Consider the following 14,928-nt stretch of genomic DNA (forward strand, 5'->3'; position numbering starts at 1 on the left):
GGTGTGCTCCGTATTTTTTTTAAAAAACTATGCTTTTTTTTAAAAAGATTACGCTGTTAAACATCTCTGTTTTTAGGTCAAGGTTTAATTATGGCGTCATCGAATTCAACAACATTAGAAAATCAGGCGGTACCTGTCAATTCTAAAACTCGTGTGTTACTTGCGAGTCTAGTGGGTACAACCATTGAATTTTTTGATTTTTATATTTACGCAACGGCTGCGGTCATTATCTTTCCTCATCTGTTTTTCCCAGCAGGAGATAAAGGCGTAGCGACGATTCAATCACTTGCGACTTTTGCAATTGCTTTTATCGCACGCCCAATTGGTGCAGCCGTCTTTGGGCATTTAGGTGATCGTATTGGGCGAAAAGCCACGCTTGTAGCAGCATTATTAACTATGGGTTTATCGACCGTATGTATTGGGCTACTTCCAACCTATGCGCAAATTGGATTAATTGCCCCCTTATTGCTTGCTTTGTGTCGCTTAGGTCAAGGACTAGGCTTAGGCGGTGAATGGAGTGGTGCAGTTTTACTGGCAACAGAAAATGCCCCTGAAGGCAAACGTGCTTGGTATGGCATGTTCCCACAGCTTGGTGCACCCGTTGGTTTTATTTTAGCGACAGGCACATTTTTACTGCTGAGTACCTGTATGTCGAATGAAGCTTTCATGCAGTGGGGTTGGCGGATTCCGTTTATTTCAAGCTCGATTTTAGTGATCGTTGGCTTATACATCCGTCTGAAATTACATGAAACTCCTGCTTTTCAAAAAGTTTTGGACAAGCAAAAAGAAGTCAACATTCCTGTCAAAGAAGTCTTTACCAAACATTTCAAGTCCCTTATTTTAGGAACAATTGCAGCGATTTGTACTTTTGTGGTGTTCTATCTGACCACTGTTTTTGCCTTACAGTGGGGAACAAACGAGCTTGGCTACTCACGTAATCAATTTCTTGAGATTCAGCTTTTTGCAACACTTTGCTTTGCAGGGACAATCCCACTCTCTGCGATCTTGGCTGAAAAATTCGGACGCAAAACAACATCAATTACTGTTTGTCTTATTGCGGCTGTGTTTGGTATTTTCTTTGCGCCGTTACTTGCTTCAGGAAGCTTGTTTGCCGTATTCATCTTTTTATGTATCGGCTTAAGCATCATGGGGCTCACCTATGGTCCAATTGGAACCGTACTTTCTGAACAATTTCCAATTTCGGTACGCTATACAGGCTCAGCACTAACGTTCAATTTAGCTGGCATTTTAGGTGCATCATTTGCCCCTCTGATTGCGACGGAACTAGCAAAAAATTATGGCTTAGCAACAGTAGGTTATTACTTATCTGCCGCTGCGATTCTCTCTTTACTGGCATTTTTATGTATTCGAGAAACCAAAGACCTTAATGTCAACGATCAGGTCTGATCTGTATTCACACCCATAAAAAAAACCAGCAACTTTGCTGGTTTTTTTAAAATTTCGATTTATAGACCAATCAATAATGTTCTAGCAACTTCACTCATCAACACTTCAGCTACATATAATGCCAAAAATGCTAAAATTGGAGATAAGTCAATCATTCCCATATTGGGTAAAATACGACGGAATGGTGCAAGTAACGGTTCTGCCAACTCATTCACCACCTCAATATAAGGTGAGTTAGATTGAGTAAATAAACTCACCCACCCCAAAATAATCGTGGCAAAAATTAAATAACGGCAGAATGTAATTAAATCTTGAATCATGGTAATAAAAGTCAAAACCACTAGATGCAATGCACCGTGTGGCAATATCCCTGCCAAATATGCACTTCCTACAATCTTGAGCAAATATAAAATAACCAATAAAACCAACGCAGCCGAATTTACTCGCCCTTTTGCTAAATTGGGGAAAATACGACTGAATATATCTACAGCTTTAGTGGCTTTAAACGTAGATAACACTACAGGGTTATATGGCGTTACCATCGCTAATTGCATTAAGAATCTCAAGAATACCAGCAAGATTGCGACATTCATCAAAATACCAAATAGCGTCGAAGTCATTCCCATCGGCTACTTTTCCTACCTTTATTTCTTAATACTGTCACTGAGTTCTTGAGCGAGTTCTTGACTGCGTTTCTGAGCAGCAGCTAAAGCTGCCTGCACATTTTGTGAAATCTGCGCACGATCAAAGACTTCTAGTGCTGCCTGCGTTGTACCATTAGGTGAAGTCACATTTTTACGCAATTCAGCAGGTGTTTTGTCACTACTAATAGCCATTTGTGCTGCGCCTAACGCTGTTTGTAAGGTCAATGCTGTCGCAACTTTTTCATCTAAACCCAAGTTTTTACCTGCACGAATCATACTTTCCATCAAATAGAAAAAGTATGCAGGTCCAGAACCAGATACAGCCGTAACCGCATCAATCTGTGCTTCAGTATTCACCCAAAGCCCCAAACCTGTTGCAGCTAAAATCTTTGTGGTTAGATTGCGGTCTTCCTGACTGACGGAAGCATCGGCATACATGCCATGTGCTCCTGTTTGTACCAATGCGGGTGTATTCGGCATCACACGCACAATACGCTGTGTGCCTGTCAAAGCTGCAATCGTATCAATCGTAACACCCGCAACAATCGAAATAATCAGCTTATCTGTAAATAAACCCTGTAATGGTTGCAGTACGCTTGCCAGCACTTGAGGCTTCACTGCCAGAACAACAACATCTGCATTTTCAATCGCTTTTGCATTATCAGTAAAAACACCGATATTTTTTTCCTGTAAAATTGAGCGAATTTGCTCAACAGGATCTGCAACTTGAATTTGACTTTCTGAAAGTCCGCGTGAAATTAGCCCGCCAATCAAGGCTTGAGCCATATTTCCGCCACCAATAAAACTGATATTGCAATTTAAAGCGCTGTTCATGCTCATACTCAACAATGTTTTTAGTGCTCATGAATAAGTTTCGGCTGCCATCCGCCATACTGACAATAACGCGACTGTGCAAGCCAAAACCCTTGAGGGGTAAATACTCCTAGAATAACATCATCTTTTAGCAAAATTTGCACTCGATGACGTAACCAAGGAAAAATTTGTGCATCTTGTAATGCCTTTTTCAGCGGCCATGCGCCAACTCGTCCCTGCAAATGTACCTTTTCTCCACCTTGACGCATATGCAGCAAGCAAGTCGTATTCAGCAATTCAGCAGACAAACCATATTCACATTCCGCATACTGATATTGCCCCGAAACAAGCACTATAGGTTGGTGTTTATGCAACGTAATTGTTTGCTGCATGGGAAGATGATCAGTTTGCTTACACAAATATTCCTGTGCTGTTAAGCGATAGATCACGTTCTGAAAACGAACATAATAATAAGGCTTGATATACAAACAGGCTTGAGCATCGGCTTTTGACTGAATGACTTCACGTTGCAAACGCTCCACAGCATCCAAACTTGGACGATAAGTCAGTTCACCTTTCATCCATACAGACAATAACTGTCGTTGTCGTGCCGTAGTTAATTGCGCTAATACACTCAAGCTTAAATGAGAGCCATCCCCACACTTTTTCCAATCCTGCTGAACTACGTCTTGCAAAATATCATCCGCATCTTGCATGAGTTGAGCATTACGTGCCAGCGCAGATTGCATCTGAGGGAAGCGTTGTTGTAAGACCTCCCACAGTTCTGTTCGACACCATGCCCGATCATAATGTGGGTCTGCATTGGTTGGATCAGTCACATAACTCAACTGTAAATCATGTGTCCACTGTTCAATCTGCTCACGAGGAAGATCAAGTAAAGGACGCCAAATGGTCAAATCATCACGAATATCAACTCGGCGCATTGCCGCCAAACCGCCAACACCTGCACCAGACAACAAGCGCAATAAGACCGTTTCAGCCTGATCCTGCTGATGATGGGCCAGTACTAAAACTTCATTGGGTTGCTTATGCTGTAAAAATGCTGCGTAACGCGCATTGCGCGCTTGTTGCTCAAGATTACCCGAAGCTACATCAACACACTGAACCACACATGTTATATCAAGCTGTCGACAAAAATCTGTCACAACTTTAGCCCAAGTTGCACTCGGTTCTTGCAATTGATGGTCAATATAGATAGCGCGAACGCGCTGAGGAAAAAGCGAGTGCAGTAAATATAACAGCAGCATGGAATCCATGCCGCCGCTACATCCGATCAGAAAATTTCGATCTGAAAAATGCTGGTCAGCATCTATTAAGATGCTAGACCTAAGTTGTTGCTGCCAAATTTCATTAAACGTTGATAACGAGCTTCGCATCGTGCTTCAGCATCCATCGATTGTAATTCCGCTAATGCCTCTTTAAGCACTTCACGTAAGCTATCCATGACTTGTTCAGGGTTTAGGTGTGCACCTTCACCTTCATCAACGATATGTTCAACAATACCAATTTTTTGTAGTTTTTCAGCAGTTAATGCTAGAGCTTCACTTGCTTGCTCTGCTTTTTCTGCAGTTTTCCACAAAATAGATGCACAACCTTCAGGTGAAATCACTGAATAGATACTATGTGACAACATGATCACACGGTCAGCAACGCCAATACCCAACGCACCACCAGAACCACCTTCACCCAATACAGTGGCAATCACAGGTACTTTCAAACGAGAAAGTTGTGCAAGGCTTGTTGCAATCGCTTCTGCTTGACCACGCTCTTCAGCGCCTACACCTGGGTATGCACCCATGGTATCGATAAAGGTAAATACAGGTAAGTTAAAACGCTCAGCAAGGTCAAGTAAACGCTGTGATTTACGATAACCCTCAGGATTACACATCCCGAAGTTATGCTGTAAACGCTCACGAGTCGTACGACCACGATGTTGACCAACCACCATTACAGGTTGACCTTCAAAGCGCGCCAAACCACCAATCATTGCACCATCGTCACCGAAAACACGGTCACCATGCAACGTATCAAATTCATCAAACAATTCACTTGCATAGTCTAAAAACTGTGGACGCTCAGGATGACGTGCAATTTGTACAGTTTTCCATGCTTGAGATTGAGCAGATTTATTTTTCATAGGTCGAATATTATCCTTGAATTAACCAAATCGAGTTAATCGATAAATTTTTCCGACTGAATGATCAAATCAATGTCCCAATGCTTAAATTGCTCTTGCTCATCGTGCAAATCGGCAACCAGTAATGGCCATTGTTTCGCATCGCCAGAAACAGTTAATTGCCATTGTTGCGCATCCACGACCTCTAATTCAATGGCAGGAAGCATCTGATCACTACGACTATGATTGAGTAAAACTGCCAGTCTCAGCATTAAACAAAGATAGACCAATGACTGCCCACCGACTTTTAAAACATCCATTTTGGTTTCATTTCGCAACTTACGGCGATGGTGTGCCACGAGATGAGAGAGATGATTTTGATCAATTTGCGAGAAGCCCGGAATGTCAGAATGTTGCAGTAAATATGCCCCATGACGATGATAACCACCGTGACTAATGGCTAAACCAATCTCATGTAAATACGCCGAACGACGAAGTAAGTCACTGTCTTCATTGGTTAATTTTAGTTTATCAGCCACAGAATCAAACAAGAACTGTGCTGTTTTTACCACACGTTCTGCCTGTTTTGGATCTGCATTATAACGACCAATTAAAGCTTGTACACTCCGATCACGGATGTCCTCATGTTTGAAACGACCTAACAAGTCATACATCACACCTTCACGCAATGCACCATCTGAATACATCAAGCGGTCAATGTCCAAAACTTCAAAGACAGCATATAAAATCGCAACCCCAGCTGGCAAAACTGCTCGACGATCTTCTTTTAGACCTTCAAACTCCATTTCAGAAACATGCTTATATTTAAGCAATTTATCTTTGAGTTTTTCCAAGCCTTCACGCGTAACACTTTCTTGTTCATCGCTCCAGCCCATATTCACCATAATTTGACGACAGGCTTTGATCGTGCCGCTTGAACCTACAACCGTATCCCAACCTTCAGATTTATAGCTGTTGGCAATTGCTGAGAGTTCTTTGCAAGCAGCCACAAAGGCTTTATTGAAATTTTTATAATTAATTTCGCCATCTTCAAAATATTTCTTGGTAAATGCCACACAGCCCATTTGTAAGGACTCTGTATAAAGTGGCTCAAATTCTTCACCAATAATAAATTCAGTCGAACCACCACCAATATCGACCACAAGACGACGCCCACCATTCGCCATAGTATGTGACACACCTAAATAAATTAGACGTGCTTCTTCACGACCCGCAATAATTTCAATCGGTTTAGGTAAAATTTCAGCAGCTTGCTGAATAAAGTCATGTCCATTTTTGGCTTGGCGTAAAGCATTGGTTGCGACAATTCGCAAACGATTTGGCTGCACCGAACTTAAACGACCAACAAAACGTGCTAGACATGCTAAGCCACGCTGCTGCGCGGCTTCGGTTAAATTCTTATTTTCATCCAATCCAGCAGCAAGCTGTACCTTTTCCGACATTGAAACAACTTTCTTCACCTCACCGTGGTCTACACGGGCAATCGCTAAATGAAAGCTGTTTGACCCCATATCAATTGCAGCGAGCAATTCTTCATCAATCAGAAAATCAGACATTGTGCATTACAAATCAAACTTAATTGTTGCCTAGAGTAATTCACTCATTGCAAATTGAAAAGCGCTTTACCCACTGAACCACCAGTTTTTCTCTAGATTTTCATGATTATTGCCATCATCGATAAAATCTATCGTGATGTTCCATTAGACAAAAAATCGGCAAGCCTTGAAAATAGCATCATTCATCAGACTATGATGTTGAAAATAGCTGTGTAATACTTATATATCAATATAAATAAAGACAGTGATTGACAACTGATCATATTGGAGCATTTCTATGTCTAACCTTGTTAATACCACAGACGCAGATTTCAAAACTGACGTTCTAGATTCTGAAACCCCTGTACTTGTCGATTTTTGGGCAGGTTGGTGTGGTCCTTGTAAAGCGATTGCTCCTGTTCTAGAAGATTTATCTCGCGAATACGAAGGTAAAGTAAAAGTCGTTAAAGTTGACGTTACGAGCTGTGAAGCAACTGCTGTGAACTACAACATCCGCAACATTCCAGCTTTACTATTGTTTAAAAATGGTGAAGTTGTTGCTCAACAAGTCGGTGCTGTACCTCGTTCACGCCTAGTAGCGTTTATCGACGAAAATATCTAATCGCAAAAATCCGACAAAATACGCAAAAAAAGGCGTATTTTGTTTGGGGAAAATTGACAATTTCTTGGATGTCACTTATATTCTTATTGCTCAAGGAAGGCAAAGCCTTAAGCAAGTCCTTTCTTGCAACACAACACAAAAGATCGCCGCTCGGCACTGCAATTGTTTACTTTGATCTTCGAACAATGAACTAATCAGATCTCTGCGTTTATTGTGCAGTTTTCATTGCATGCGGCTGACTCTTGCATTTATTTCCAAATCGTTACTCTAGATGTTCTTACATCGACACACACTGACCACCTATGAATTTAACTGAACTCAAGAAAAAACCGATTGGCGAACTCATTAAAATTGCTGAGTTTATGGGCCTTGAGGGGATGGCACGTAACCGTAAACAAGACATTATTTTCGCGATTTTAAAACGTCACGCCATGAACGGTGAAGAAATCTTTGGCGATGGTGTTTTAGAAATTTTGTCTGATGGTTTTGGTTTTTTACGTTCAGCAGCAGGCTCTTATCTTGCTGGTCCTGACGATATTTATGTTAGCCCATCTCAAATTCGTCGCTTTAACTTACGTACAGGCGACACAATCGCGGGAACAATTCGCCCACCCAAAGAAGGCGAACGCTATTTTGCATTATTAAAAGTTAATCAAATTAACTACGATACGCCTGAAAACTCGCGTAACAAGATTTTATTCGAGAACTTAACACCATTGTTTCCAACTGAACAATTGATCATGGAACTTGGTAACGGTACAACTGAAGACCTTACAGCTCGTGTTGTTGACTTAATTGCCCCAATCGGCAAAGGTCAACGTTCGATTATCGTCGCGCCGCCAAAAGCGGGTAAAACCATGTTGCTTCAGAACATTGCTCAGTCAATTGTTCGTAACAACCCAGAAGTTTTCCTGATTGTCCTTCTGATTGATGAACGCCCTGAAGAAGTAACCGAAATGGAACGCACCGTGCGTGGTGAAGTTGTCGCTTCAACATTTGACGAATCTCCAGCTCGTCACGTTCAAGTTGCTGAAATGGTGATCGAAAAAGCGAAACGTTTAGTTGAGCATAAAAAAGATGTCGTCATTTTGCTCGATTCGATTACACGTTTGGCACGTGCCTATAACACAGTTATTCCATCTTCAGGCAAAGTTTTGACAGGTGGTGTAGATGCTCATGCACTTGAACGTCCAAAACGTTTCTTTGGTGCTGCACGTAACATTGAAGAAGGTGGTTCACTGACTATTATCTCAACTGCATTGATTGAAACAGGCAGTAAGATGGATGACGTGATCTATGAAGAATTCAAAGGTACAGGTAACCAAGAAATTACTCTAGATCGCCGCATTGCCGAAAAACGCGTCTTCCCTGCCATGAACCTGAAAAAATCAGGAACTCGTCGTGAAGAACGTCTAATGAGCGAAGATAATTTACGTAAAGTTTGGATCTTACGTAAACTGCTTCATCCAATGGATGAACTAGCAGCAATGGAATTCTTGTTAGACCGTATGAAAGAAACCAAAACCAATGATGACTTTTTTGAGCAAATGAAGCGCAAACAATAATTCAATCGGTTATTTTCAAGCCACTAACGCTTTTAGTGGCTTGAAGTTGACAACCTTTACATATCTTCACAATCTTTTCACTTATTTGTTAGCATATATTTTTTCTCATTTTTTCATTCATTTCGTATCAAAAAAAAGTCTGTGCTTTTTTCAATAGTTACTCCATCATTTATCTAAATGTAATTTGATTTTTTATTGTTATTTTCTGTTAAGAAACTGGTTAAAAATCTCGTTTTTTTGCGTTTTTTTTTCATTCAGTAGTAGTAATTCAATATGTGCAGTGATAGCATATTGTCATGCCAGCAAACTTGCTCCATGCGTTGTTACCTATCGAACGTATAGGGATAATTAAAGCACAAACAAGTTTGCTTAGGTTTTTTTTGTCTCTAATTTATGAGAGTGATGCCATGTTATTCAAAAAAATTGCTATCGCAGCTGCTGTTGTTACAACTTTAGCTTTCGTTGGTTGTGCTAAGAAAACTCAAGAAGCTGCTCCTGCTTCTGCTGCTGCATCTGAAGCTACTGCTGCTGCTTCTGAAGCTACTACTGCTGCATCTGAAGCTACTGCTGCTGCATCTGAAGCTACTGCTGCTGCATCTGATGCTGCTCCAGTTGCATCTGAAGCTGCTGCATCTGAAGCTGCTCACTAATTCTTCTGAATTTAGTGAAAAAAGAGAGAGTCTAACGACTCTCTTTTTTTTGCTCAATTTTGCTAGCTGTTTAATTCAATTGGACAAAGCTGTTGACTCAAGACACCTTGTAGCAATCCTTTTAAGCGCTGTAATTGCTGCAACTTATCATCAATCTCTTTTAACTTGCCTTGCAAAGATTCCTGTAACTGCTCAACCGAAAGCTGTTGTTGTAGTGACAATATTCCAATCAGTTCTGCAATTTCATTGAGTTGAAATCCCAGTGATTTCGCCAACTGAATCAATTCCAAACGAAAAACCATTTGTTCAGTGTAATGTCGATAGCCATTCTCGGCTCTTTGGGACTCGATTAACCCCAATTTTTCATAAAAGCGCAGTGTATCTCGACTTAGACCAACACGTTTACTTAATGCATGAATCAGCATGATTATTCTTCTTGACCTTAGAGTGTACTCCACAGTTTAGGTTAAATCGCAAAACAACCCTACAGGAAAAATTATGGCGATTTTAGTTACAGGCGCAACAGGCTTTTTAGGACGATTCGTCGTTTTAAAGCTGCTACAACAAAAACAAGATATCGTTACCCTACTACGCAATCCAGAACAGCAAATGCCAGCTCTATGTGGATGGCTACAAGAGAAAGGCTGTGAAACTGCACATTTAAGCTGTATTCAGGGTGACTTATCACAAACAGATTTGGCAATATCTAGCTTAGATTGGCAGCATTTAGCTCAAGTGGATACCTTAATTCATACGGGTGTTCTATTTGGATGGAATTTAACTACAACACAAGCTCAAAAGACCAATGTTGATGGCAGTTTAGCCCTTATCCAATTGCTAAAAGAACACACACAGCTACAACGCATCATTCTCATTTCTGGTTATATGCTGACATTGAAAACCCACTTACAAAAATGTGGCGTCAACTTGATAAACCCATTACAAACCAACTGGCAACAGATATACAAAAAACGAGGAAGCTATGAAGCTTCAAAAATTGAGGCGCATTTTCGTAGCCTAGCCCTTGCTCAGCAACTTCAACTTGATTGGACAGTAATTCATCCAGCAACGCTAATTGGTGCGTTTGGCACAGGGGAAATAGCAGAGCAGCAAGTATTCACCCAGATTGTTCAACAGATTGCACAAGGCAAAATGCTTGCACTGCCTGGGTCAGCCCAACATATTTTACCGTGGGTCAGTGTAGATGATGTGGTTGCCTGTATTGCACAATGCCTAAAAGACCCATCCAGTTATCGGCAAGAGTTTTTACTTGCACATCCACAGCATTTATCATTTCACAATGCCGTTAGATTAATTGCTCAGCAGCTTAAGATCCAACCGCCTCGCTTTTGCATACCATTGCCGATTCTCGCCACATTACTCAAATGGCAAGCTCTCGCTCAACGCTTGAATCTATCTCGGGAAATGCTCGATTTTACGTACCGAAGCACTGGATCAATCCTATCCTTGCCATACAACACAAACATCATTAGAAGAACAACTGAAACTAAGCACGACTTGGGTACAGCAGCATTATTTATAAAAAAATAAAGGGATGATTAAATCATCCCTTTACTCATTCAAGATTAATTCAATTAATCTTGATCAGATTCATTTCCAACACGTTGACGGAACTTTTGACCCGCACGGAAAGTCACTACACGGCGTGCAGAAATCGGAATTTCTTCGCCAGTTTTCGGATTACGACCAGGGCGTTGACGCTTGTCACGTAGTTCAAAGTTTCCAAACCCCGAAAGTTTTACTTGTTCGCCTGCAATTAATGCTTGGCTAATTTCATCAAAGAATAGCTCAACCATTTGTTTTGCTTCACGACGGTTTAGATTCGTAAGCTCACTCAAATGATCTGCCATTTCTGCTTTTGTTAATGCTGTCATGACGCCCTCAATGTTGCTTGATAAGTGTTTTGCAACACTTCAATGATGTGATCCATACCTGACTTAATTTCAGCATCTTCTAGTGTTCTCGATGGATGTTGCCACAACAGAGCAAATGCCAACGAACGCTTACCATCTTCAACACCTTGTCCAGTGTAGACATCGAACAACCATGTTGAATCAAGCAGCTCTCCACCAGTTTGTTGAATTAACTGCTGAATCTCTTTTACCTCAATCTTATCATCAATTAAAAGCGCAATATCACGTCTAACCGACGGAAAACGTGATAATTCTGTAAAATTAGATACATAAGATTGCAAAATAGCCGTTTGATCGAGTTCAGCCACCCAAGTTGTGCCTAAATCCAACTCATTTTCCAATGATGGATGCAAACGACCCAAGTAACCAATTGACTGACCATCGACCACGATTTCAGCAGATTGTCCTGGGTGTAACCACTCACGAGACGAACGTTGGTATTCAACCCTAATACGTCCAGCCGCAAGAATTTGCTCAACCTCACCTTTCAGGTCGAAGAAATCCATTGGCTGAGTTTTCACATGCCACTGTTCTGGCGTACGTGAACCCACCGCAATTAACGCTAATGTTGGAATTTGTTTTAATTCATCAATATTAGATGCATTTTGATAATCAAAACGCAAGCCAAGCTCGAAGAAACGCACACGGTTTTGCTGACGGTTCAAGTTGTACTGAACACAAGGAATCAAGCTCGACAACAATGTGCTACGCATCACAGCCAAGTCGCTTGAAATTGGGTTTGCCAATGCCAGCGGTTGAACATTTGGATTAAGCTGTTTTTCCAGTTTCAAGTCAGCAAAACTAAAACTAATCGCTTCTTGATAACCCAAAGTCGCCACAGTTTGACGCAATTGAGCCAATTCAAAACGATCTTGGTATTTCGCAAGTTGTACATCAATTTTAGGCAAGCTGATTTGAATGTTGTCATAGCCGTGAATACGTGCCACTTCTTCAATCAAATCTTGGTAAATCGCCATGTCATAACGATGCGATGGTGGTACAACTGACCATTCACCCTGTGCTTTCACTGTAACTGCACAGCCTAGACGCGTTAAAGCATCGGTAATAAAGTCACTTGCTACAGAATAACCCAACAATTGATCAACCTGAGCTTGGTTCAATTCAATCGCTTCACGTTTTGGCAATAGTGCTACTTGCTCAGCCACAGTGACAGGGCCAAATTCACCACCTGCAAGCTGTTGAATCAATTGTGAAGCACGATTCATCGCCAAGATTGGTAATTCAAAGTCTACGCCACGTTCAAAACGCTGAGATGAATCGGTATGTAAACCAAAACGGCGCGCACGTCCTGCAATGGCAAGTGGGCTAAAGAAAGCACTTTCAAGGAAAATATCTTGAGTGTCATCGGTCACGCTTGACGCCAAACCACCCATGATGCCTGCAATTGCCAAAGTTTTTGCATCATCTGCAATGACCATGACATCTTCATTCAACTCAACTTCTTGTTCATTCAACAATTGAAGTTTTTCTTGAGCTGTGGCTTGACGAACCTGTACCGCACCTTCAAGTTTAGCCAAGTCAAACGCATGCATTGGCTGACCCAATTCAAGCAAGACATAATTAGTGATGTCGACCAAGATGCTATGCGTACGCACACCTGAACGTGTTAAAGCCTGTTCCATCCATTCTGGAGTTGCCGCTTTCACGTTAACATTTTTAATCACACGACCCAAATAACGTGGTGCACCCTGAGTGGTGACAACAACCGCTTTTTCATCTGCAATGGTTGCTGCAACAGGCTTGATCTCAGGTTGAGTCACTGCCAACTGGTTAATCACCGCAATTTCACGGGCAATGCCACGAATACTGAAACAGTCACCACGGTTTGGCGTGATTGAAATATCAATAACATTGTCATCAAGTTTCAAATATTCACGAATGTTGACACCAATCGGGGCATCTTCAGGAAGCTCTAGCAAACCATCAATTTTATCTTCAAGGTCAATTTCTGAAGCACCACACAACATGCCATGTGATTCAATGCCACGAAGCTTGCCTTTTTTGATTTTAAAATCACCTGGCAAGACAGCACCTACAGTTGCAACAGGGGCTTTCATACCTACACGCACGTTTGGCGCACCACATACGATTTGCAATGGCTCGCCCGAACCGATGTTCACAGTAGTCACACGTAAACGATCCGCATCTGGGTGTTGTTCTACAGTCAGGACTTCACCAACGACAACGCCCGTAAATGCTTTGGCTACAGGTGCAAGTTCATCGACTTCCAAACCCAGCATGGTGAGCTGATCAGACAATGTATCGCTATCAATTGCTGGGTTGACCCACGTACGCAACCAATTTTCGCTAATTTTCATTTCGTAAAAAACCTATATATCTACAATCTTTCACCCTCACTAGCCCAACTTCCACAAGGTCAGAACATTCCATTCTTTTGTATGGAATCCCTCTCTTTTTTTAAAGGAGAGGCTAGGAGAGGATTTTAAAAAAATCTGTTTTAAGCAAATTGGCGTAAGAAACGCACATCATTTTGGTAGAACATACGCAAGTCATTGATGCCATAACGCAACATCGCAAAACGCTCTACACCCAAACCAAAGGCAAAACCTTTATATTTTTCAGGATCAATCCCTGCTGCGCTCAGCACATTTGGGTGCACCATGCCACAACCCAACACTTCTAACCAACGACCACGCTCATCCATAATGTCTACTTCGGCACTTGGCTCAGTGAATGGGAAGTAAGATGGACGGAAACGCACTTTCAAATCTTTTTCAAAGAATTCATTCAGCAAGTTAACCAACAAGCCTTTCAATTCAGCAAAACTGGTGTTTTCAGCCACATATAAACCTTCGATTTGATGGAACATTGGCGAGTGAGTTTGGTCAGAGTCACAGCGGTAAACACGACCGGGACACACGATACGAATCGGCGGCTGCGACGTTTCCATGGTACGGATTTGCACACCAGAAGTATGGGTACGTAGCAAATGCGATGCATCAAAATAGAAAGTATCGTGCATGGCACGTGCAGGGTGATGCCCCGGAATGTTCAGTGCTTCAAAGTTATGATAATCGTCTTCAACTTCTGGGCCAGTTGCAACTGTAAAACCAGCTTTGGTAAAGAACTGACAAATACGTTCTTGAACCTGAGTCACAGGATGAAGACTTCCCATGCTTTGACCACGACCCGGCAAGGTAATGTCGATAGTTTCACTGGCCAATTTAGCATTCAGTGCTTGTTGTTGTAATACAGTTTGGCGCTCAGTCAAAGCATTGTTGATTGCTTCACGAACTGCGTGAATTTTTGCACCTTCAACTTTACGTTGTTCAGGATCCATTTTCCCTAAGGATTTTGACTGCTCTGCAAGCTGACTCTTTTTACCTGTAAACTGCACTCGTACTTGGTCAAGTGTAGCAAGATCTTGAGCTGCAGCAATTGCATCCAGCGCTTCAGTGGTCAGGGCTTCCAGTGACATAATTTCTCTCAAAGCATCGATGTTAAAAAATAAATTAAACTTGTCATTCTAACAGCTTTTGTGCGTGTTGATGAGACTTACACACGATGAAAATTCTAATACCATCCTGATTTGTAAAAAGTATAAGATATTGTGATCGC

The 14,928-nt window shown here is 41.6% G+C and carries 14 protein-coding genes; 5 read left to right on the plus strand and 9 right to left on the minus strand.

Annotated elements, in window-relative coordinates; genetic code table 11:
- The first annotated feature begins 90 nt into the window (after positions 1 to 90).
- Complete coding sequence (locus tag GBN19_RS01575) at positions 91 to 1,407, plus strand: MFS transporter (RefSeq protein ID WP_151776915.1); 1,317 nt, start codon at positions 91 to 93, stop codon at positions 1,405 to 1,407.
- A 59-nt stretch (positions 1,408 to 1,466) separates the two neighbouring features.
- On the opposite strand, the gene GBN19_RS01580 is transcribed toward GBN19_RS01575, so the two are convergent.
- The 5 genes from GBN19_RS01580 to ppx are packed head-to-tail and all read right to left on the minus strand — an operon-like array spanning position 1,467 to position 6,578.
- Positions 1,467 to 2,033, minus strand: a complete 567-nt coding sequence (locus GBN19_RS01580) for a YggT family protein (RefSeq protein ID WP_151710115.1) — start codon at positions 2,031 to 2,033, stop codon at positions 1,467 to 1,469.
- Positions 2,034 to 2,051: 18 nt separating this feature from the next.
- Positions 2,052 to 2,891 carry a pyrroline-5-carboxylate reductase gene (proC, locus tag GBN19_RS01585; protein WP_171492603.1) on the minus strand — a complete coding sequence of 280 codons (840 nt, stop codon included), beginning with the start codon at positions 2,889 to 2,891 and terminating at the stop codon, positions 2,052 to 2,054.
- A gap of 14 nt (positions 2,892 to 2,905) precedes the next feature.
- Positions 2,906 to 4,261: a tRNA lysidine(34) synthetase TilS gene (gene tilS / locus GBN19_RS01590; protein ID WP_151776916.1), complete on the minus strand. Its 1,356-nt coding sequence runs from the start codon at positions 4,259 to 4,261 to the stop codon at positions 2,906 to 2,908.
- Positions 4,198 to 5,022, minus strand: coding sequence for an acetyl-CoA carboxylase carboxyltransferase subunit alpha (locus GBN19_RS01595; protein WP_151776917.1), 825 nt, complete (start codon positions 5,020 to 5,022; stop codon positions 4,198 to 4,200). The genes tilS and GBN19_RS01595 overlap by 64 nt, the downstream gene beginning before the upstream one ends.
- A 35-nt stretch (positions 5,023 to 5,057) precedes the next feature.
- Positions 5,058 to 6,578, minus strand: a complete 1,521-nt coding sequence (ppx, locus tag GBN19_RS01600) for an exopolyphosphatase (RefSeq protein ID WP_151776918.1) — start codon at positions 6,576 to 6,578, stop codon at positions 5,058 to 5,060.
- Between the two features lie 277 nt (positions 6,579 to 6,855).
- On the opposite strand from ppx, the gene trxA reads away from it, so the two are divergent.
- The 3 genes from trxA to GBN19_RS01615 all read left to right on the plus strand — a co-directional run bounded on the left by trxA (position 6,856) and on the right by GBN19_RS01615 (position 9,394).
- Positions 6,856 to 7,179 (plus strand): thioredoxin, encoded by a 324-nt coding sequence (gene trxA, locus GBN19_RS01605; protein ID WP_151710120.1) that lies wholly within the window; start codon positions 6,856 to 6,858, stop codon positions 7,177 to 7,179.
- Between the two features lie 302 nt (positions 7,180 to 7,481).
- Complete coding sequence (gene rho / locus GBN19_RS01610; protein ID WP_111893146.1) at positions 7,482 to 8,744, plus strand: transcription termination factor Rho; 1,263 nt, start codon at positions 7,482 to 7,484, stop codon at positions 8,742 to 8,744.
- 407 nt (positions 8,745 to 9,151) lie between these two features.
- Positions 9,152 to 9,394, plus strand: a complete 243-nt coding sequence (locus tag GBN19_RS01615; RefSeq protein ID WP_151710122.1) for a hypothetical protein — start codon at positions 9,152 to 9,154, stop codon at positions 9,392 to 9,394.
- Between the two features lie 62 nt (positions 9,395 to 9,456).
- Here GBN19_RS01615 and GBN19_RS01620 read toward each other — a convergent pair whose 3' ends face one another.
- Positions 9,457 to 9,819: a MerR family transcriptional regulator gene (locus tag GBN19_RS01620; protein WP_151776919.1), complete on the minus strand. Its 363-nt coding sequence runs from the start codon at positions 9,817 to 9,819 to the stop codon at positions 9,457 to 9,459.
- A gap of 73 nt (positions 9,820 to 9,892) precedes the next feature.
- Between GBN19_RS01620 and GBN19_RS01625 the strand changes: the two genes are divergently transcribed.
- Positions 9,893 to 10,945, plus strand: a complete 1,053-nt coding sequence (locus GBN19_RS01625; RefSeq protein ID WP_228271187.1) for an SDR family oxidoreductase — start codon at positions 9,893 to 9,895, stop codon at positions 10,943 to 10,945.
- Positions 10,946 to 10,989: 44 nt separating this feature from the next.
- Here the strand turns inward: GBN19_RS01625 and GBN19_RS01630 are convergent, their stop codons facing one another.
- From GBN19_RS01630 to pheS, 3 genes are all read right to left on the minus strand, one after another.
- Positions 10,990 to 11,289, minus strand: coding sequence for an integration host factor subunit alpha (locus GBN19_RS01630; RefSeq protein WP_151710908.1), 300 nt, complete (start codon positions 11,287 to 11,289; stop codon positions 10,990 to 10,992).
- Positions 11,286 to 13,667 (minus strand): phenylalanine--tRNA ligase subunit beta, encoded by a 2,382-nt coding sequence (pheT, locus tag GBN19_RS01635; RefSeq protein ID WP_151776920.1) that lies wholly within the window; start codon positions 13,665 to 13,667, stop codon positions 11,286 to 11,288. Before pheT ends, GBN19_RS01630 begins: the two co-directional genes overlap by 4 nt.
- A 140-nt stretch (positions 13,668 to 13,807) precedes the next feature.
- Positions 13,808 to 14,788 carry a phenylalanine--tRNA ligase subunit alpha gene (pheS, locus tag GBN19_RS01640; protein ID WP_111893152.1) on the minus strand — a complete coding sequence of 327 codons (981 nt, stop codon included), beginning with the start codon at positions 14,786 to 14,788 and terminating at the stop codon, positions 13,808 to 13,810.
- Positions 14,789 to 14,928 lie beyond the last annotated feature (140 nt).

This window comes from Acinetobacter brisouii (genome assembly GCF_008993995.1).
In the GTDB taxonomy this organism is placed as follows: Bacteria; Pseudomonadota; Gammaproteobacteria; order Pseudomonadales; family Moraxellaceae; genus Acinetobacter; species Acinetobacter brisouii_A.

Coding starts and splice junctions, on each gene's coding strand:
- GBN19_RS01575 (WP_151776915.1), top strand. CDS start 91: ATGGCGTCATCGAATTCAACAACATTAGAAAATCAGGCGGTACCTGTC.
- GBN19_RS01580 (WP_151710115.1), bottom strand. CDS start 2,033: ATGGGAATGACTTCGACGCTATTTGGTATTTTGATGAATGTCGCAATC.
- proC (WP_171492603.1), bottom strand. CDS start 2,891: ATGAGCATGAACAGCGCTTTAAATTGCAATATCAGTTTTATTGGTGGC.
- tilS (WP_151776916.1), bottom strand. CDS start 4,261: ATGCGAAGCTCGTTATCAACGTTTAATGAAATTTGGCAGCAACAACTT.
- GBN19_RS01595 (WP_151776917.1), bottom strand. CDS start 5,022: ATGAAAAATAAATCTGCTCAATCTCAAGCATGGAAAACTGTACAAATT.
- ppx (WP_151776918.1), bottom strand. CDS start 6,578: ATGTCTGATTTTCTGATTGATGAAGAATTGCTCGCTGCAATTGATATG.
- trxA (WP_151710120.1), top strand. CDS start 6,856: ATGTCTAACCTTGTTAATACCACAGACGCAGATTTCAAAACTGACGTT.
- rho (WP_111893146.1), top strand. CDS start 7,482: ATGAATTTAACTGAACTCAAGAAAAAACCGATTGGCGAACTCATTAAA.
- GBN19_RS01615 (WP_151710122.1), top strand. CDS start 9,152: ATGTTATTCAAAAAAATTGCTATCGCAGCTGCTGTTGTTACAACTTTA.
- GBN19_RS01620 (WP_151776919.1), bottom strand. CDS start 9,819: ATGCTGATTCATGCATTAAGTAAACGTGTTGGTCTAAGTCGAGATACA.
- GBN19_RS01625 (WP_228271187.1), top strand. CDS start 9,893: ATGGCGATTTTAGTTACAGGCGCAACAGGCTTTTTAGGACGATTCGTC.
- GBN19_RS01630 (WP_151710908.1), bottom strand. CDS start 11,289: ATGACAGCATTAACAAAAGCAGAAATGGCAGATCATTTGAGTGAGCTT.
- pheT (WP_151776920.1), bottom strand. CDS start 13,667: ATGAAAATTAGCGAAAATTGGTTGCGTACGTGGGTCAACCCAGCAATT.
- pheS (WP_111893152.1), bottom strand. CDS start 14,788: ATGTCACTGGAAGCCCTGACCACTGAAGCGCTGGATGCAATTGCTGCA.